18 protein-coding genes are annotated in these 18,477 nt (G+C 57.5%); 10 read left to right on the top strand and 8 right to left on the bottom strand.

Annotated elements, in window-relative coordinates; genetic code table 11:
• Positions 1–192 precede the first annotated feature (192 nt).
• Positions 193–1,107, bottom strand: coding sequence for a LysR family transcriptional regulator (locus GSQ91_RS17585; RefSeq protein ID WP_158823055.1), 915 nt, complete (start codon positions 1,105–1,107; stop codon positions 193–195).
• A gap of 110 nt (positions 1,108–1,217) precedes the next feature.
• Here GSQ91_RS17585 and GSQ91_RS17580 point away from each other — a divergent pair, with 110 nt between their 5' ends.
• The 3 genes from GSQ91_RS17580 (at position 1,218) to GSQ91_RS17570 (ending at position 4,049) form a co-directional block, all read left to right on the top strand.
• On the top strand, positions 1,218–2,084 hold the full coding sequence (locus GSQ91_RS17580) for an NmrA family NAD(P)-binding protein (protein ID WP_158823054.1): 867 nt from the start codon (positions 1,218–1,220) through the stop codon (positions 2,082–2,084).
• 118 nt (positions 2,085–2,202) lie between these two features.
• Positions 2,203–3,201, top strand: coding sequence for an aldo/keto reductase (locus GSQ91_RS17575; RefSeq protein ID WP_158823053.1), 999 nt, complete (start codon positions 2,203–2,205; stop codon positions 3,199–3,201).
• A gap of 74 nt (positions 3,202–3,275) precedes the next feature.
• The gene (locus tag GSQ91_RS17570) at positions 3,276–4,049 is read left to right on the top strand and encodes an SDR family NAD(P)-dependent oxidoreductase (RefSeq protein ID WP_158823052.1); all 774 of its coding nucleotides are present in this window, start codon (positions 3,276–3,278) and stop codon (positions 4,047–4,049) included.
• An 82-nt stretch (positions 4,050–4,131) separates the two neighbouring features.
• Here the strand turns inward: GSQ91_RS17570 and GSQ91_RS26090 are convergent, their stop codons facing one another.
• Positions 4,132–4,299, bottom strand: coding sequence for a DUF3738 domain-containing protein (locus GSQ91_RS26090; RefSeq protein ID WP_256370393.1), 168 nt, complete (start codon positions 4,297–4,299; stop codon positions 4,132–4,134).
• On the bottom strand, positions 4,296–5,243 hold the full coding sequence (locus GSQ91_RS17560) for an AraC family transcriptional regulator (RefSeq protein WP_158823051.1): 948 nt from the start codon (positions 5,241–5,243) through the stop codon (positions 4,296–4,298). The genes GSQ91_RS26090 and GSQ91_RS17560 overlap by 4 nt, the downstream gene beginning before the upstream one ends.
• 92 nt (positions 5,244–5,335) lie before the next feature.
• Between GSQ91_RS17560 and GSQ91_RS17555 the strand changes: the two genes are divergently transcribed.
• From GSQ91_RS17555 to GSQ91_RS17535, 5 genes are all read left to right on the top strand, one after another.
• Positions 5,336–6,424 carry a saccharopine dehydrogenase NADP-binding domain-containing protein gene (locus GSQ91_RS17555; RefSeq protein WP_158823050.1) on the top strand — a complete coding sequence of 363 codons (1,089 nt, stop codon included), beginning with the start codon at positions 5,336–5,338 and terminating at the stop codon, positions 6,422–6,424.
• Positions 6,425–6,469: 45 nt separating this feature from the next.
• Complete coding sequence (locus GSQ91_RS17550; protein WP_158823049.1) at positions 6,470–8,056, top strand: hypothetical protein; 1,587 nt, start codon at positions 6,470–6,472, stop codon at positions 8,054–8,056.
• A 53-nt stretch (positions 8,057–8,109) separates the two neighbouring features.
• Positions 8,110–8,505 carry a MerR family transcriptional regulator gene (locus tag GSQ91_RS17545; RefSeq protein WP_216845303.1) on the top strand — a complete coding sequence of 132 codons (396 nt, stop codon included), beginning with the start codon at positions 8,110–8,112 and terminating at the stop codon, positions 8,503–8,505.
• An 85-nt stretch (positions 8,506–8,590) separates the two neighbouring features.
• Entirely contained in the window at positions 8,591–9,400 is an 810-nt protein-coding gene (locus GSQ91_RS17540) for an NAD(P)-dependent oxidoreductase (protein WP_158823048.1), read from the top strand.
• Positions 9,401–9,458: 58 nt separating this feature from the next.
• Positions 9,459–10,463: an NADPH:quinone reductase gene (locus tag GSQ91_RS17535; protein WP_158823047.1), complete on the top strand. Its 1,005-nt coding sequence runs from the start codon at positions 9,459–9,461 to the stop codon at positions 10,461–10,463.
• Between the two features lie 212 nt (positions 10,464–10,675).
• Here the strand turns inward: GSQ91_RS17535 and GSQ91_RS17530 are convergent, their stop codons facing one another.
• From GSQ91_RS17530 to GSQ91_RS17510, 5 genes are all read right to left on the bottom strand, one after another.
• Positions 10,676–11,479: a TIGR03435 family protein gene (locus tag GSQ91_RS17530; protein ID WP_158823046.1), complete on the bottom strand. Its 804-nt coding sequence runs from the start codon at positions 11,477–11,479 to the stop codon at positions 10,676–10,678.
• A 284-nt stretch (positions 11,480–11,763) separates the two neighbouring features.
• On the bottom strand, positions 11,764–12,624 hold the full coding sequence (locus tag GSQ91_RS17525; RefSeq protein ID WP_158823045.1) for a TIGR03435 family protein: 861 nt from the start codon (positions 12,622–12,624) through the stop codon (positions 11,764–11,766).
• 549 nt (positions 12,625–13,173) lie between these two features.
• Positions 13,174–13,929 (bottom strand): hypothetical protein, encoded by a 756-nt coding sequence (locus tag GSQ91_RS17520; RefSeq protein WP_158823044.1) that lies wholly within the window; start codon positions 13,927–13,929, stop codon positions 13,174–13,176.
• A gap of 56 nt (positions 13,930–13,985) precedes the next feature.
• Positions 13,986–14,756, bottom strand: coding sequence for an SDR family NAD(P)-dependent oxidoreductase (locus GSQ91_RS17515; protein WP_158823043.1), 771 nt, complete (start codon positions 14,754–14,756; stop codon positions 13,986–13,988).
• 67 nt (positions 14,757–14,823) lie between these two features.
• Complete coding sequence (locus GSQ91_RS17510; protein ID WP_158823042.1) at positions 14,824–15,855, bottom strand: RDD family protein; 1,032 nt, start codon at positions 15,853–15,855, stop codon at positions 14,824–14,826.
• A gap of 272 nt (positions 15,856–16,127) precedes the next feature.
• On the opposite strand from GSQ91_RS17510, the gene GSQ91_RS17505 reads away from it, so the two are divergent.
• Positions 16,128–17,360, top strand: a complete 1,233-nt coding sequence (locus tag GSQ91_RS17505; protein WP_158823041.1) for a glycosyltransferase family 2 protein — start codon at positions 16,128–16,130, stop codon at positions 17,358–17,360.
• Positions 17,341–18,474 carry a hypothetical protein gene (locus GSQ91_RS17500; protein WP_158823040.1) on the top strand — a complete coding sequence of 378 codons (1,134 nt, stop codon included), beginning with the start codon at positions 17,341–17,343 and terminating at the stop codon, positions 18,472–18,474. The genes GSQ91_RS17505 and GSQ91_RS17500 overlap by 20 nt, the downstream gene beginning before the upstream one ends.
• Positions 18,475–18,477: the final 3 nt, after the last annotated feature.

Below are 18,477 nucleotides of genomic sequence, written 5' to 3'. Positions count from 1 at the left end.
AGCTTCTAGCAAGGAGGATCATCGGCGTCCATATTTTCTGAGCCTATAATTCCGTAGCCTAAAGGCGATTGCCTCCCTTACCCTCCGTCTCCCCGATGCTAAAGCATCAGGGAACGCGCTTCGGGCTGTGGTGAACACGTCAATATTATTCAACGAACGAATGACTCACCACACTAGAGGGGCTCATCAAGCCTATGCGTCGTTACTCACAGCAGAGGAGACGAAATCGAGAAACACGCGTGTTCTGGGCGGGATGTAGTTGCGCGAGGGATAGATGGCGTGGATAGGGAAGCGCTCGTCGCCCCACTCGGGGAATAGTTCTACCAGAGCTCCTGATGAGAGCATTGGTTGGACAGCGATCTCCAGGACTTGCGCAATGCCCCAGCCGGCCATGCAGATGCCATGCAAGGTGACGATGTCGCTGACGATCAATCTTCCCGGCGTGGCAATCTTCACAACCTTGCGGCCGCTATGGTGCTCCCATTGGAACGGTCTTCCGGTCTCCGGATTTCGATAGACGATAAGCGTGTGCTCTTCGCTGAGAAGATCGCGGGGATGGGTGATCTTCCCGTGGCTCGCGAGGTAACCGGGAGAGGCGACGGTGATGACTCGCGTGTTCACGAGTCTCTTCGCGATCAGGCTGGAAGAGGGTAGATCGCCTACGGAGAGAGCGATGTCGATGCCTTCGTTGATGAGGTCGCCCAGCTTGTCGCTGGTGATGAGTTCTACCGACAGCTCGGGGTAGGTATCGAGAAAAGCCTTGAGCTGCTGGCCGGGAATCACATGGGACAGCAAAGGGTGCATCTTCACCCGCAATCTGCCACGCACCCTGGACTGTTCTTCGGCTACCGAGGCGAAGGCCTCTTCAAAGCCATGCAACAGCGGTTCGAGCCGCTCGAAGAGTGTCCGGCCTTCGTCGGTTAATGCGACGGACCGCGTCGTTCGGTCGAAGACCCGCACCCCGAGACGCTTCTCCAGACGCGCGACGGAGCGACTGGCCACCGACTGAGAGAGATTCATCGATCTTGCTGCGCCGGCGAAACTTCCGCTTCGCACGACCGCAGCGAAGACATTCGCGTCGCTAAGTGTTTGCTCGTCAGGGTTCATGATTATCGCTTTCCACGCACTACTAATATGCAACTTATGCGTGAAGCGCTGCAATAGCCGTTGGCGTCAGATATCCAGTAACGAGCTTTCGCTCACCTTAGGAGGAAATCATGTTTACCGTTACCGGCATCACGGGAAAAGTAGGGGGCCAGGTGGCCCGCGGCCTTCTTGCAAAGGGACACAAGGTGCGGGCCGTTGTACGCACTCCTGCAAAGGGAGAGGAATGGGCAGCCCTGGGCTGCGAGATCGCTATCGCGAATATCGATGACGCCGCGGCGCTGACGGAAGCTTTTCGCGGTGCGGAAGGCGTGTTTCTGATGACGCCGCCCAACTACGATCCCGAAATCGGCTTTCCGGATACGCACCGAAATGCGGCCGCGATTCGTGAGGCCATCGAAAAAGGCCAGCCGAAAAAAGTGGTCTTTCTGTCTACTGTTGGAGCACAAGCCACTGAGCAGAACCTGTTGAATAACTCCAGTATCACCGAGGCCATGCTTCGCACCGTCTCCGTGCCGGTGGCTTTCCTGAGAGCGGCATGGTTCATGGAGAACGCAGCGTGGGATATCGATTCCGCGAAGACGGGAGTCGTACACAGCTTTCTGCAGCCGCTCGACCACCGGATTCCGATGGTGGCTACGGAAGACATCGCCCAGACTGCAACCGGCCTCATGACCGAGACGTGGAAGGGTGTACGCGTTGTTGAATTAGAGGGCCCTGAACGCTACTCCGCCGAAGATGTGGCGGCCGCACTGGCAGGCGCGCTTGGCAACCCTGTGCGAAATGAGATCGTTCCTCGCTCAAGCTGGGAAGAGCTGTTCCGCTCGCAAGGGATGAAGAACCCGATTCTTCGCATACGAATGATAGATGGGTTCAATGAAGGCTGGATCGACTTTGAATCAGGGCAGGAAGGCACAAAGAAGGGTACGACGACCCTGGCCTCCGCTCTTCGTTCGTTGGTCTCCAGCAAACAACGCTGAAGACTCCTCGCGTGACCTGAGTCTCTGCGATTTGAACCAGGAGCAGAGACCAGGTTGTGCCACCAACTACAAAGCTGTTTGGGCGTGATCGACATCGCCCAGTGAACAGGAGAGCAACATGGAAACCCGCATCCTTGGAAAGATCGACGGCCTGAACGTATCGGCCATTGGGCTGGGTTGTATGGGCATGAGCTGGGCTTATGGTCCGGCACCCGACAGAAACGAGATGATCGAACTGCTGCATGGGGCGGTCGATCGCGGTGTTACGTTCTTCGACACCGCGGAGGTCTATGGGCCGTTCCTCAATGAACAACTTCTTGGGGAGGCCCTTTATCCGTTCCGGGATCGTGTTGCGATCTCGACGAAGTTCGGCTACAAGCTGGACCCGAACGGAGGCCCGCGACCGGTCGGAGTCGATAGCCGGCCGAAGCATATCAGGGCGGTTGTCGAGGCGTCGTTGCGCCGTTTGCAGGTGAACGCCATCGACATCTTGTTCCAGCACCGGGTTGATCCTCACGTTCCTATCGAAGACGTTGCTGGAGCCGTTCAGGACCTGATCTGGGAGGGTAAGGTAAAGCATTTCGGGCTTTCAGAGGCGAACGCTGAGACGATCCGGCGTGCGCACAAGATACTGCCCGTAACCGCGGTCCAGACGGAGTACTCTCTCTGGACGCGAGACGTGGAAGAGCAGGTGCTTCCGACGCTGGAAGAGCTTGGTATCGGCTTCATCGCGTACAGCCCGCTGGGGCGTGGGTTTCTTACCGGAGCCATCGACGCGAAGACTTCCTTCCATGCTTCTGATTTCCGGAGTACGAATCCGCGTTTTACGCAAGCCGCGCGCGATGCGAACCTGGCGCTGGTTGACTTGCTAGGGGACGTAGCGAAGCAGAAAGGTGCGACTACATCGCAGGTCGCGCTCGCCTGGTTGCTGGCACAAAAGCCCTGGATCGTTCCTATTCCCGGAACTCGCAAGCTGACACGCCTGGCAGAGAACATCGGCTCCGTCAACGTCGAACTATCAGCCGATGATCTGGCGCAGATTGACACTGTGGCGGGAACGCTGAAAGTTTATGGAGAGCGCTACGACGAAAAAGGGTTGCAGATGGTGGGCTTGTAGCCGAACGGCCGCAGAGCACTTGAGCTTTTCCCCGCAGAGGAGAAGCGACTAACCACCTATAAGGAGCAAATGATATGAGCCGCATCTTCATTACCGGATCTTCAGACGGACTTGGTCTTATGGCTGCACAACTATTGGTTGAGCAGGGACACTCCGTCGTCTTACATGCACGTAACGCCGAACGCGCTGCGGAGACACAGCGCAAGCTTCCAGCAGCCGAAGCCGTAGTTACAGGTGACCTCGCCAGCCTGCGGCAGATGCGTTCGGTCGCCGAGCAGGTCAACGCTCTTGGGAAGTTTGATGCGATCATTCACAACGCAGCGGTCGGCTACCGGGAACCGCGGCGCGTGGAGACGGAGGATGGGTTCGCCCATCTCTTCTCCATCAACAGCCTCGCGCCGTATGTTCTGACTGCGCTGATTCACACACCGCACCGGTTGGTCTACATCAGCTCCGGGCTACACGAGCAAGGCGATCCGAGTCTCCGCGATCTGAACTGGGAGCAGCGGCCATGGGAGGGGATGCAGGCCTATTCCGATTCGAAGCTGCATAACGTTCTGCTAGCGTTTGCCATGGCACGCCGCCTGCCTGGGGTACTTTGCAATGCGATGACACCCGGCTGGGTGCAGACGAAGATGGGCGGTCCCGGTGCCAATGACGACCTCGACCAAGCACACCGTACCCAGGTGTGGCTAGCGGTGAGCGACGACGCTGCAAGCCAGGTCTCGGGAAAGTATTTTTACCATCTACACTCGAAGGCTCCGTTCGCAGCAGCGCTCGATACCGGCCTGCAGGACCGCTATATGGAAGCCTGCGAGAAGCTCAGTGGCGTAGCTGTACTCTCGTAGGTTTCAGCATGCGTGACAGCTTCGCGTATCTGGCAGTTCGCTTGAGTTTTGTGGGTCGCTGGAAAGTCCTTCAGCACGTTCCTCAATTTTCCGTTGGCTTCGCGATGTGGTCGATCACGAGGTTGGGCACGGACTCGTGCACCGCTTCGAGCTGGAGTCCAAGCGGTTCCTGCACCGCGGTGAAGATCGAAGGCCAGCTGTCCGGATCGTTTGCGGACCATAGGCACTCATCCCGGGAGTTAGATTTCAGTGTCTTTCCTCCTCAGCGTCCGGGGTCAGAGAAGCCGCATACCGGCGAGGCGCGCAGCCGACGAGACGTTTGAAGGCTGTGCTGAAGGCGCTCTCCGACCCATACCCGACCTGGACGGCGATAGTCCCGATTGGGTCGACGGAGTTGAGGATGCGCTCTTTGGCCAAAGACATTCGCCACTGCATGAGATAGCTCAGTGGTGCGACCCCAACCAACTCTTTGAATTTGACCGCGAAGCCGGTTCGAGACATACCGGCGTGTTGCGCCAAGGTGTTTAGAGTCCATCGCTGACTGGGAGCTTGATGCATTGCCTGCAAGGCCAGACCGATCTTTCTATCGGAGAGCGCGAACATCCATCCAACCTTACGTTCCACCCCGGAGGTGAGATGGGTACGGAGAATCTGTACGAGCATCAAGATGCCAAGTTGCTGCGCGGCAAGAGATGTTCCGGGCTGAGGATCCTGCAACTCTTTCCTCATTCGTTCAAGGCACCAACGCAACACCTGTTTATCCGACTCCTCCCGGATGTGCACGACCGGCGGAAGCATGGAGAGCAGAAGGTCTGCATTCTCGCCTGCGATGTCGAAGTATCCCGCTATGCCGAAGCAGTCGCTTCCGTCACCAAACTGCGCTATCTCGCTGGGGAGAATAGAACGAAGGAGATGACCCCCATCGACGGGGAGCAAACTAAGATCGCTTGCCGCGCGGTAGGGCCGTCCGCTCGGCAACAGTATGCAATCCCCGGTGCGGATATGTGTCGGGTTTTGCGCTCCATCGTTTTGCACTCCATCTATGGCCAGCCACCCTTCTCCAGAGACGACCGCGAAGAGCTTGATTCCGCTAGACGGCCCAAACGATACTGACCAATCGCCGCCGGCCTGAAATCCCCGGCAAGCGTAGGCACGTATTTTGAGAAGTGACAGGACGTCTGACAGAGGATCCATAGAGCCGACTTTGAACGATCGCGAAAGTATCTTGCACTTTCAACTATAGAGAGTTTGATCTCGGAGGCCTAACCTGAGCTCAGGAGATCATCTTGAGGCAAGTAAACGACATCTGGATTTTGGGAGCAGCGGGCCGCGCAGGGCGAGCCATTGCGGCAGAGTTGGCAGAGATGGGTCTTTCGATGACCTTTGTTGGACGGGAAGCGGAGACCCTGAAGCAGGCAGCCCGAGCCTTGAACATTGAGGCCGGGATAGTCGTTGCCACTACGATCGAGGACATGGCCGCAGCGATCTCGCGCACAAAGCCACGAGTCGTCATCCATACGATTGGCCCGTTCTCGAGGACTGCGGTTGCTATTGTCAATGCTTGCCCACCAGGTACGCACTATGTTGATATCGGCAACGAATTGCCAGCATTTCTCTCGCTCTTTGCGATGAGCGACGAGTTGGCACGGACGGGACGATGCGTTGTCCCCGGAGCAGGCTGGGGTGTTCTCGGTACTGAGAGTGTCGTCCTCCAACTCTGTGAAGGCCGCCCTTCCGCAACGAAGGTGCGAGTCGATAATGTGGCAGCCGTTGCAGCGAGTGGGCCTCTCGGAACCACCTTGGCGCAGACCATTGTTGAGGGCATTCCCTACGGAGGACGACGGTATGCGGGAGGCAAGCTGAAGAAGGCCTTGGCTGGCGGCGATCAGGAAGAGTTTTTCTTGCCGGATGGCTCGACAGCAGTAACCCGTTTGATCGCAAGCGGCGAACTGGAGGCAGCCCGCCGCGCGAGCCAGGCTTCCGATGTGGTGGCCGGATTTCCCGCTGTCCCTGGTGGCCCGATCCGCTTCGTCATCCCTGCGATGGCCTTGCTCCTCTCTCTCCCCGCGGTACGTCGGTTTGCTATGGATCGATTAGCGAAGCTTGTGGCCCCTCCTTCGAAGACTGAAGTTTCCTGGGCACGAGCCCGCATCGAATGGCCGGATGGATTGGTGCGCACCGGATGGCTGCGTGCGGGGGACGGGTACGCTTTTCTCGCCAAAGCGTCGGCTGGTGTTGCTCAGCGTTTACTCGATGGAAAGGGACGACCCGGGTGCTTTACGCCTGGCGCACTCTTCGGAACCAGTCTTGCCATCGAGGCAGGCGGAACGTTCGTGCTGGAGGAGGCGGGGAGTAAGACGCAAGAGCGGCCCTGAAGAGTCGCATTCGCCCTGATAGCGACAGGCGTCAGACCAGTTGAGGTGACAGGAGCCAACACGACCTCGAGCGCGACCGGTCCTCCCAACTCCCCACAAAATTTTCTATCCTTGACCTCTCACCCACACCTACTAAAATCGTCCAACATCCAGAATCCTGTCACCCGCGAGAGGTCCCGTTTGGAGCTTCCAGGCATCACCACCCCCGCCGAGTCCCCCGTCGACGCATCGGACACTCTCGTCCCCTCCGAACTCCCCACGCCCCTCTCCGCCAACACTGCGCCCGCTCCCTGGAGCCCCGTCACCCATCTCGGCTTCCGCATCGCCTTCCTCTACTTCTTCTGCTTCATCTTCCTCGACAGCAACGGGACCCTCTTCGGCGCCTTTCCCGTCGTCGGCGACTGGATCCAGGACAAGCTCGACTGGCCCTTCAACCACCTCTCCGAGTTCGCCGGCCAGCATCTCTTTCATCTCACCGGCATCGCCGCCCACTGGCACGCCAGCGAATCCGGCGACACCACGATGAACTGGATCCAGAACGGCCTCTTACTCACCTTCGCCCTGGCCGGCGGCATCCTTTGGACCCTCATCGCCCACCTCCGCAACAACCGTCGCACCGAGTACCGCACCCTCCACGCCTGGCTGCGCTTCTTCCTCCGCCTCACCTGCGGCATGTTCATGGTGACCTATGGCCTGGCCAAGGTCTTCCCGTTCCAGATGCCATCCCCCTCCATCGCCATCCTCAACGAGCCCGCCGGCAACATGTCTCCGATGACCTTCCTCTGGAACCTCATCGGCCTCAGTCCGGTCTACGAGATCATCTGCGGCTCAGCGGAGGTCCTCGGCGGCATCCTCCTCTTCTATCGCCGCACCGCGCTGGCCGGAGCCCTCTTCTCTACCTTCGTCATCACCAACGTCGTGCTCTACAACTTCTGCTACGACGTCCCCGTCAAGCTCTTCGCCGCCAACCTGCTGCTCGGCTGCATCTTCCTCGCCCTGCCGGACTCCGTCGCCCTCTGCCGCTTCTTCTGGAGCCACACACCCGCCGTGCCCACCGCCGCCTGGGTTCCCCCCGCCAGCCGCCGCGCCGGACGCATCGCCATTCTCGTTACCGAGATCATCTTCGCCGCCGCCTTCCTCGTCGTCCGACCCATCTTCATGACCATCGGCTGGCACCACCTTCAAGTCGCCCTCCGCACGCCATCCCCTCTGGTTGGCGCCTGGCATCTCGACGCCACCCACCCAGCCTCCGGCGCCTTCATCGACCCCGAAGGCGTTCCCGTCACCGACCTCTACGTCGCCCCTTCCAGCCGCGCCTACACCCGCTCCACCGACGGCGAGCTCTGGCTCTCCAACGTCAATCTCGACCCCAAGAAACACACCGTCCGTATCAACTGCTATTTCATCAGCGACCCCACTAACTACGCCTGGCAGCTCTCCGACCCCGACCACCTCATCCTTACCTCTGTGCCGCCCGAAGCCCCCAAGCCCGACTCCAAAGACAAGCCCGCCAAACCCGCCGCGCCCTTCACCCCCGCCGTCCTCACCCTCACCCGAACCCCGACGCCCGCCCACTACCCGCTCCTCGAGCGCGGCTTCCACTTCATCAGCGAATGGCGCTACGAGCGTTAGTCAGCAGGGAAGACCCGCTACTTGAACCGGCTCGTAACAAATGGCACAAGATTATGATCGACAGTGTGGACAGAATGATGAGGATCGGCGAGCTCGCCAAGCGAGCAAAGGTGACCCCACGCACTGTGCGCTATTACGAAAGCCTTGGGCTCATTCCTCCGGGCGAGCGAGAGGGCTCGGGACAGCATCGCTATCCCGAGCAGACCGTCGCGCGGCTGCAAAAGATCGATCAATTGAAGGCTCTAGGCTTATCTCTTGAAGAGATCGGCAAGGTCATTCACCTTTACTTCGATGATCCGAGCGGCAAGAAAGCGAAGACGAAGGTGCTTGAGATGCTTCGCGGCCATCTCGCCGAGACGGAGGCACAGTTAATATCTCTCAAACAGTTTCGCTCTGAGGTTCTTGGTCACATCAAGCGTTTTGAACGCTGGTTCGAAACCAAGGCCTAGCTGGACAACCATTTGGAAAGGGAATACTCTGGCTCAAAAGGTGACGTGAACGTAAACTTCATGTTTTGAGAGAGAAGAAATTCAGATGAGCGAACGGATAGGGTGGATCGGTCTTGGAGAGTTGGGATTTCCTATGGCGAGCAATCTGCTGGATAACGGTTATCAGCTGACGGTTTATAACCGTACGCGGAGCAAAGCCGAGCCGCTTGTCGAACGTGGAGCGCAGCTTGCGACCCAACCTTCGGAGCTTGCGGCGAAGGGCGGTCTCGTTGTGTCCGTTCTTTGGGACTCTGACGCGACAGAGAGTTTCGTGACGCCAGAGTTCCTCTCGCGAATGGAAGGTGGCGTTCATATCGGGATGTGTACCGGCTCGCCCGAGGCCGCACAGAGGTTAGCGAAACTGCATGCAGAGCATGGCTCGACCTACGTCGAAGCGCCTGTTTTTGGCCGCCCTGAGGCGGCCAGGGCACGTCAACTCGCCATTCCCTACGCTGGACCTCAGGAAGCTAAGAACCGAGTGAAACCGTTACTCACCGCCTTAGGAGGTCATGCACTCTTCGATATGGGAGAGCAGCCGGGTGTTCCCACCGTGATCAAGCAGCTGGGGAACTTTCTCATCATCTCCATGGGACGCTCCCTGGCAGAGGGCCTTGCGATTGCCGAAGGGGCTGGAGTTAATCCCACGGCCGCGGTGAACATGCTTGCTGAAAGCCTGTTTCCGGTGCCAATTTTTCGCAACTACGGTAAGGCGCTCGCGGAGAAGAAAAACCTGCTCACGACTTCAAAGATTCCTGCGAAAGATCTCAGCCTCTTCCATCGATTGGCAGAAGATCATGCGCGTTCGAACCCGATTACACAGACTCTCCTGCAATTGACGCTCGCCGTGGATAAGTAACTGGAAACGCGTTTTGTAAAAACTCTCTGAACAACATGGCGCTAAACGAGGATAGGCGATGAAAGCAGCATGGTATGAACGAAACGGCAGCGCCAGGGATGTATTGCAAGTGGGTGAACTCGACAAGCCCAAGCTTGAACCCGGCAAGGTTCTGGTGAGAGTGTTTGTGACCAGCGTAAATCCGTCGGATACGAAAAGGAGGGCTCGCTGGTCACTTCCCTCGGGAGTTATTCAACAAATCCCGCATCAGGACGGGGCAGGTGTGATCGAGGACGTAGGCGACGGTGTACCGAATTCAAGAGTCGGGCAGCGGGTATGGATTTACGAAGCTTTGGTCTCAGGGAAGGCCGGTTGTGCAGCAGAGTATGTCGTTGTGCCAAGTGAAAATGCGATCGAACTTCCAGATAACGTCACCTTCGAAAGGGGTGCGTGTCTTGGTGTTCCGGCGCTCACGGCACACCGCTGTGTATTCGCCGATGGTCCCGTAAGAGGCAAAACCTTGCTGGTAACAGGAGGCGCAGGCGCTGTAGGCGTCCACGCTATCCAGTTCGCGAAGGCGGCCGGCGCCAGGGTTTTTACGACGGTTAGCCGTATGGAGCAAGCCATTGTGGCAAGAGAGGCAGGGGCGGATCTGGTGATTAACCGGCATGAAGAAGACGTGGTGGCCCGTATCCAGGAGACTGTGGATGCCCCAGGAGCTCTAGCCCTAGATAGGATCGTCGATCGGGTCATCGATGTTGCTTTCGGGGAAACGCTCGTATCCACGATGAAGCTGCTCAAGCCCAACGGCGTGATTGCCACGTATGCGTCGGACGCTCAACCGGAGCCGGCAATTCCGTTCTGGCCACTCTTATTTCTGGATGCGACCATCCGTTTTGTGAACGTTTACGGGATGTCACGGGAGGCTCATGAGAGCGCCATTCAGGCGACCACGATAGGCTTGCAGGAAGGGTGGCTCAAAACGACCATCGCGTCGCGTTTCTCCCTGGAACAGATTGCTGGGGCTCACGAGGCATCGGAATCTGGCAAGACCATAGGCAAAATTATCGTCCTCATCGACTAATCGACAGGCGTCCATAGCCCGAATAAACGCGCTTGTCAGCATGACGGATTACTTCCGTTACGCGCGTTTCACAGAACTAATTCTCGTCGCCTCGACTCTCGCAAATTGGAGTTTCCGAGAACGCCGTTTTGCGGGAAATTGTCTCGTTAGGCCTGTTGGCGAGATCGCTCGCAGCGGAGGCCTGAAACGTCCGATTCTGCCGTCGCGCCAGATTAATTCTTGGATGGCTGATCAATATGATCGATAACCAAGGTTTCAAGCGGGCCCGCTTGCTTGTGGAGGGTAAGACCCAGGCTCTCCCGTATCGCGATGGGAAGCGCTGGAACCCCCGCCTGAGGATCAGCGTCCAGGTCCTGAGAGAAACTAAATGCAAAGTTATACTTCCCTTGGAGACCGGTTTGGTCCCAGAACGGCCTTCCCACGATGCGCTCAAGAGTACGGGTAAGTTGAGTGAGCGACGCCTCACGAGCTTTGATGGATGTAACGCCGGGTGACGTCATCATTGCATAGATATAGCTCTCATTGATCGGAGCCGAAGACGCACCACTGCTTGATCCGTCATGATCAGCCTCGCCCCCAGTAGGGGAGTCCTTCATCTTGATTCCGCCCTTTCCGATGGTGACGGCGAATCCGTCAACTTCTTTGACCTGCCGATGAAAGCGCATGTTGAACCGCTCCGCGAGCAAAGACTGGAGCATGAGGCGAAGTTCATCGTCGGTTGTATTGGGCTCGAACACGGCGTTGATGGTGTAAATGACTTCGAGCCCCTTCCCCGAGACGCGACTGAAATCCAGACCGTACGCATATCCAATTAGGTAAGCGAGCTGGGTTGTCCAGACAAACCTGCCGGGGGACGACTGCGGCTCTGTAGAAAGAATGTCACCCCCCGGTCTTATGGAGGCTACTTCAAAGTGAGGCTGTTGAGGGGTCTGACTGTAAACAGCCGGTGCTGACAAGCTCGTGAGCAAAGCGATGTAAGTCCATATCCAATTCGGGGCAGCACGAAGCATTGTCATACCTCGGGAACGTTCACCATCCCATTTTTAATGGTCGGATCTTCAGTTGGCAATTCCAGATACCCATGACAATCCCAGTTGTGAGCGCGTCGTCAATTTCAGCCTCCTGCGCTGCGGGAGTAACATCCCCGAAAGTCCTATTTTCGGCAACTTCGCCGCAAGTCGTTACTACCTATAAGTTGTCTTCCCGTCAATGATAGGTAATACCTCTAGCCGAAGTCCGTGTTATCGATGCACGCCACTCGATCCACGCGATGGACACAGCACAGCCTTCAGCACGCACCTCAGTTTTCGGTTGGCTTCGTGATGTGGTCGACCACGAGGTTGGGCACGGACTCGTGCACCGCTTCGAGCTTGAGTCCAAGCTGTTCCTGCACCGCGGTGAAGATCGAAGGCCAGCTGTCCGGATCGTTTGCGGACCATTCGCGGCCAAACTGAAGCGTGTAATTGTAGGTGCCGATGAGACCGGTCTTGTCCACGACAGGCGCTTCTACCATCGAACTCAGGGCGCCGCTGATGGCCCGCATGGAGGCATTCGATCCGACGAACTCGAGACCATGCCTTGAGCCGTGGGCCTGGACGTTGGCGGGTGGCGGCGGAGGTGGCGCCTCTCCATTGGCGGGTGGCGGAGGCGCGGGTACAGCCTGCATCTTGAGGCCGCCTTTGTCCACGACGAGGTGATAGGTGGAGCTGTTGCGCGTTTCAAGGTGCGTCTTCAAGCTCAGGCGCTCGGCCAGCAACACGCGAATCGCATTTCGCTTTTCCAGCCGGACCTCGTTATCGGTGAGCTTGGCGAGCCTGGCGTCGGCGGCTTCGTCCGAACGAGCCTGGATGTCGTAGAACGTGTTCTTGACCCAGTCTGGGGCGTCGACGACCGGAGCATCGAAGCCGTAAGCAATCTGGAGAAGGGCCTTGATGGGAAGGTTCGTGGCTTCGAAGCGGCTGGAGTGTGGCGGGCTGGAGACGGATACGTGGAAGTTGGCGTCCGGCGGCGGCGAAAGGCGGATGGTGGCGACGTCAAAGGTCAGCGTGGGCGTGTAGTTGGGCTCTTCCACGATGGGGGCTTGCGCGTGAAGGCACGGGCCGGACAGAAAGACGAGAAGGGTCGCGAGCAAACCGATAGTTCGTTGAACGATGCGGAACATGGGCGTAACGCTCCTTGTGGGGATAATGCGGGCGAACGGCCTGGCTCCCGCATGGATACGAAGACGATTTACAAGGTTCTGCTTCAGGTTGCGTGGATTGGACCCATTTTAGTTCTGAAGCCGTTCGCTTCGCCATCCCCCCAGCGTTAAATCCTGGCACCGCCTTTTGTGGCAAGGAGAACCTGCTTTGGTTTCTCCCTGTACCTTCATCTCGCATCGTCAGGGCTTCGGTCGCTTGCTGGGCTGCAGTTCTTATCCAATCTCCTGAAGGTCTTCAGGATAAGAAGAGAATAGATTTTCGATCTAAAGGTTGGAGATATTCCGAGGGAGATTTTCTGGCCAGCCAGGCATCGCACCCTCTGTGGCTAAAGCCACTTTTATCGGGGGGGGGCCTTAACGGCGGGACTGAAGTCCCGCCCCTTCAAAGCAAAAGCAAAAACGACTGAGGTCCTGCCCCTTCAAAGTAAAACGACTGAAGCGCGCTTTTTCAACGCAAAGGCCTGACTATAGCCTGGAACCAAGTCCGATGACACGCCCTGGCGTTTGGATCTACTGGGCCGCGCCGGGGACGTGGAAGTCGATGCCTGCTTCGTGATTTACCTTCTGGGTCGCGGCGAGATCAAGCTGGTCGACTGGGATATCGCGACGGTGCTGATCGCGGACGTAGAGAGTGGTCCGGGTCAGGGCGTAGTTGTGAATCTGCTCAGGCGGGCGACCGTCTTTGAAGACGAGCGTGACGGCGTCCTCGTTCTCAGGGGCCGCTGCGGGAGCAGCTGGTGCCGGTTGAGGCTCTGCATACGGTTGCTCAGCGGGCGGCTGCTCCTGATAGGGCGGTGGGGGCCCTTGATCGGTCGCTTGCTGGGCGTATCCATCAATAGAGTTGCCAGAATCGTCGGGCTGGCCTGCTGAGGGATCGTAGCCGGTCGAATCGAAGTCGCCGGGATAATCGGAATCGCCCCAACCGGTGATTGGAACGCCGTAGGGAATCCCTATTCCATAGTAAGGAGCATAGGGTCTGCGATAGCGATTCGGTCCAGGATAGCCGGTGCGGCGATTATAAAAGCTGGGTCTCTGCGCGATTGGGGCGAAACCTGATGGCCTGCTGCCATTGGAAAGCGGACCGCCGGAGTAGTGATACTGGCTTACAGGGGCGGAACTCCCGTGAAACGCTGGGGCGCTTCTAGCCGGCGCACTGTGGCCTGAGAATCCGCCGCCGCGGGCTCCACCCACCCCTCCACCACGTTGGGCGTACAGGGGTGTTGCCACCACAACAACAGCCAGCGCGAGTCCGGCGAGGTATCTCATATGAATATTTGACGCCTGGACGTGATGAAAAGTCACGCTTAATTCTTCAGGGGTAACTACTGCTCGTGATAGTTGCGCATGAGGCCGCCGTCGATGACGTACGTGCTTCCTGTGACATAGGCTGCATCGTCGGAGGCCAGGAAGGCGGCCAGGCCGGCGATCTCCTCGGGTTTGGCGAGGCGGCCCAGGGGGATGTTCGCGAGCAGGGCATCGAGCTTGGGTTTGTTGGCCAGCAGCGAGGTGTTGATTGGGGTATCGACCGCTCCCGGAGCGATGTTGTTGACCGTAATCCCCAGTGGGCCGAGTTCGACGGCGAGGTCGCGCATCAGCATGCGCATGGCGCCCTTGGAGGCGCAATAGGTGGAGAAGTGCGGGAAGACCATGTCTTCGTGCACGGACGAGATGTTGATCACGCGGCCGGGCTTTTTGGCGTCGCGCAGTTTGCGAACGAAGGCCTGCGTGAGGAAGAACGCACCCTTGAGGTTCACGTTGAGGACAAAGTCGTAGTCGGCTTCGGTGACGTCCCAGAAGTCCGCACCCTTCTCGACGCCTGCATTATTGACGAGAATGTCACAGGAGCCGAGCTGCTGCCAGGCTTGCTCGATGAGATTGCTGCAGTCGGAGAGCACGGAGACATCGGCGTGGACCAGGATGGCCTTGCCGCCGGCGGCAGTGATCTTGTCTGCTGTGGCCTGAGCCTGCTCGACATGATCGCGATAGTCGACGACGCAGTTCGCGCCCTCTTGTGCGAGGCGCTCAGCGATAGCCTGACCTATGCCAGAACCTGATCCGGTGACGACGGCTACTTTTCCTTGCAGTGTGGGCACGGTGTCTCCTCGAACGATGATGATGGATACGATGCAAATTTGAAGGATGCAGCAGTACGAACATCGGCTACGGATTACCCAGGGCTGCATCGTCGTCGGAGGTTATAGGATTATCAAGGTAGGTCTGCCATTCCGATGGAGAGAGCGTGACATTGCGGCTTATCTGATGGCTGGCGATACCGAGATCGTAGCCGCAAGTGACACCGATCTGGAGTAAATCGTATTCCTCTATCCTCGGGTCGCGTTGAAGAAGTAGCTCTGCAATATGGCCTGCATGGGACCGTTCTTCGTGGCAGGGTCCTCTCCAAACGACATTTACCGTAAAGATAGTTTTGATTTCATCACTGCTTGCGAAGTGCTGTGTCCCTGTCATCACGCTCGAGGCTTCGACTCCATCAACACCTTCGACCAGTCTTATATCCTGCATGATTTCGGGGAAAGAGCCATTCTGCTCCAGCCAATTGTACGTAACCATTGCAAAGATTCCCGAAACCAGTAAAGGAAGAGCGAGTATGACCCAATGAGGCTTCCAGATTGGACGCACTCTCACAGGGCCGCTTATGTCCGCTTCGACCACATAGCTTCCGACTGCGAGATCATGCAGTCCCTGCCTGGTATTCCCATTGAAGAGCACAAGATAAAGTGTGGCTCCGCCAATACCGAAGATGACCACACTCAGGAAAAAAGTGATGATTCCTGGCGCTCGACTGATGGGGACTGGTAGCCGGTTAAGAAAGACGGGAATTGCGAGTATGGAATATCGAACAAGAGATTTTCCAAAGGAGATCGTTCGTCCTTGCGAGTCGACAACCCGCAGGCGCATCAATTGCTTTCCGCCCGTCTGTCCCCCTCCCAGCTCGCTATTAAGAGTTGCCAGGTAGAAAAGGGCGATGCAAAAACCGATCAACCGTCCCCAAAGGCCTAGCCGGGAGAATGTGCTGGACAACGGGAGTGCGATGGCAGTACCGGTGACGAAGAGAATGATGGCGTCTATGAAAAACGCAATGAGACGGTGCCAGAGGGCGCCAATCTGGCCAGGCTGTGGGGTGTCGATCCTTACCGACGGATCGCCAGCGGGGAACGGGGTGAGATCAGTCAAGGTCGTCCTTTTAAAACCCGGAACTGTGTAGGAGCTTTATGCAACGAAGGATACCAGTGTCTGCGATATAGCTAACAGGTCAATTTTTTGACGCAGTCTTTTCCTTGCAGTGTGGGGACGTGTCGCTCCTTGAGCGTTGAGGCTTCGCGGGATGCAGGAAATGGGTTCTTCTGGACTTCTTGCAATCGGGGTGACAATTTATTGAAGCCAGATTTGTTATTGGTACGTATTTTGTATAGTACAAACACGTTACACAGTAATGAGGCGGTCACGTGGCACCCATACTTCTCTGGCTGGTGATGTTTCTATGTCTCCTGATCTCCGTCGTGAAGTACCTCATGGGGCTTATTCTCAAGTGGTCTTTCCCGAGCGCGAAGGCCAGGAAGGACTACACCTGGACGCCCACGGTGAGTGTTCTCCTGCCTTGCTATAACGAAGGCAAGACCGTCTACGAGACGATTGAGAGCATTAGTAAGAGCAGATACCCCACGGACCTCTTTGAGGTCATAGCGCAGGACGACTGTTCCGTCGATGACAGCTATCAGTGGATGCTCAAGGCCCAGCGCGACTTCACCAATATCCGTATCCGAACTGGCCGCAATGCAGTCAACTGCGGTAAGGCCCGCACCGTCTGCAATGCTCTACAGCACTCCAGCGCAGAGGTGATTATCTCGATCGACTCCGACTGCATCTTTCATCCCGATTGCATTCGCGAGCTCACCGCCTGCTTTGCGGAGCCGGGTATCGGTTCGGTGGGAGGCCGTGTTGGCGTGCGCAATCCCAACGACAGTGTGATCACGGTCATCCAGACGATCATCTACTACACGGCGTTTGAACTCTATAAGATTCCAGAGAACTGGACTCGCAGTGTCTGCTGCATCAGCGGTTGCCTCTTTGCCATTCGACGCGAGCTGTTGCTCGAAATTGAGCCTGCGATCCGCGGGCGCCATTGGTTCGGCATACCGGTCAACCAGGGGGAAGACCGCTTTCTCACCCACCAAACGCTGCTCCGCGGCTACGGGACCTACATCAACAACGACGCGCTTTGCTGGACAACCGTTCCTACCACGCTCTCCGTTCTCTTCAAACAGCAGCTTCGCTGGCGGCGCAGCATCGTGCGAGACCTCTTCTATACGCTCAGGACGCTGCCGCAGCATGTCTGGAAGCTGCATCCGAACACGGTGTTTACCCTTGTGCTCACACCTTTGGGAGCTATCGTCGCTCTGCTGGTGATCGTTACGATGCTCACCACTGATCCTCTCGCCTGGACGGGGCCCATGCCGCTCGTGCTGTACCTCGGCATTGCCTGTGTCTTCAGTTGGGTCATCAGCAAGTACAGCCCAGCCGAGACACTCAAACATCCGCTGGCCTTCGGCGCTTATATTGCATGGTCGATCGTCAGTACGCTCTTTATCACCCCTCTCGCGCTTCTCACTATGGACTCTGCCGATTGGGGCACACGAACCAAACAACAAGAGGTGCCTCTTGGCAACGCCGGCAATTAATTCCCTTCCAGACCCGCGTCAGGACCCGCTTCCTGAACCGCTCTCCGATACGCTCCCGACTACTCCGGCAGCGCCTCCGCGCCGGCAGTCCTTTCTCTACAAGTCAATCATCACGCTCTATCGGATATTCGCCGTCGTGGTGCTCTATGCGGTGCTTGGAGGCATTCTTACCTACGCCTTCGTCATGGGCTTCTATGCGGTCAACGGCACCTGGTGCGCGCCTGTCATCCTCTCGGCTTCCGATGAAAAGAGTCTCGACTTCCTGCAGAAGCTTGTTCTTAGCAAGCAGACGCTGGAAGACCTCAAGGTGGATGTCACTCGACAGCAGAGCAGCCTTGATGAGATGACGAAGCATCGCGGGTCGCTGGAGGCACTCGACCCCGAATTGGAGCACGCGATCCTTCGGGAACGCGGACACGATCGTTCTACAGGGCCAGAGTTGGTCACGCTCGACACGCAGAAGCAGGGTGACAACGTTAAGACACAGCGGGTTCTAACCCAGCTCCAGCAGGTAGAGGACCAGATTCACAAAGACCTTGCGGCTGGACTGATTACCAAGGGAGACGCCGCCACGCAGGTTGCGGCGATCAACCAGGCACAGGATTCGTACACCGACAGCAAGATCGGCGAGGTCATGCTTACCGACAGCATCCTCGACAAAACCACGATCGGCACCAAGTCGCTGGATGTGCTGGAGAAGCAGGCTGAACTCCGTTCCGAGATTGCCCAGCTGGATGTCGCCATCAACGTCGCACAGAAACAGTTGCAGGAAGACAATCGCCAGGTCGAGAGTCTGCGCCAGGCCATAGCTACGGCCAAGCAGAGCCCCTATTACCTGAACGCCACCGGCACCAATCGGCTCTACTTCGCGTTTGTGCCTTATGACAATCAGGCCAACGCCAAAGTAGGTTCGCCGATCTACGACTGCTATTTCAATATGGTCTTGTGCCGTAAGGTCGGTACGGTGAAACAGATATTTCTGGGAGAAGAACAGATCACGCATCCGATCTTCAAGACGCAGGTGCGCGGTCTGATGATCCAGATGAATCTCTCGCATCCCAACTCGGCGAAGTCGCAGACCGTATTTCTTGGCCGCAAGCCGTTGCTGTTCTGAGTG

It is taken from the genome of Granulicella sp. S156 (assembly GCF_009766105.1).
Lineage (GTDB): Bacteria > Acidobacteriota > Terriglobia > Terriglobales > Acidobacteriaceae > Granulicella.
Note: the sequence above shows the minus strand (reverse complement) of the source record. Positions and strands in the feature narration are given on the sequence as shown.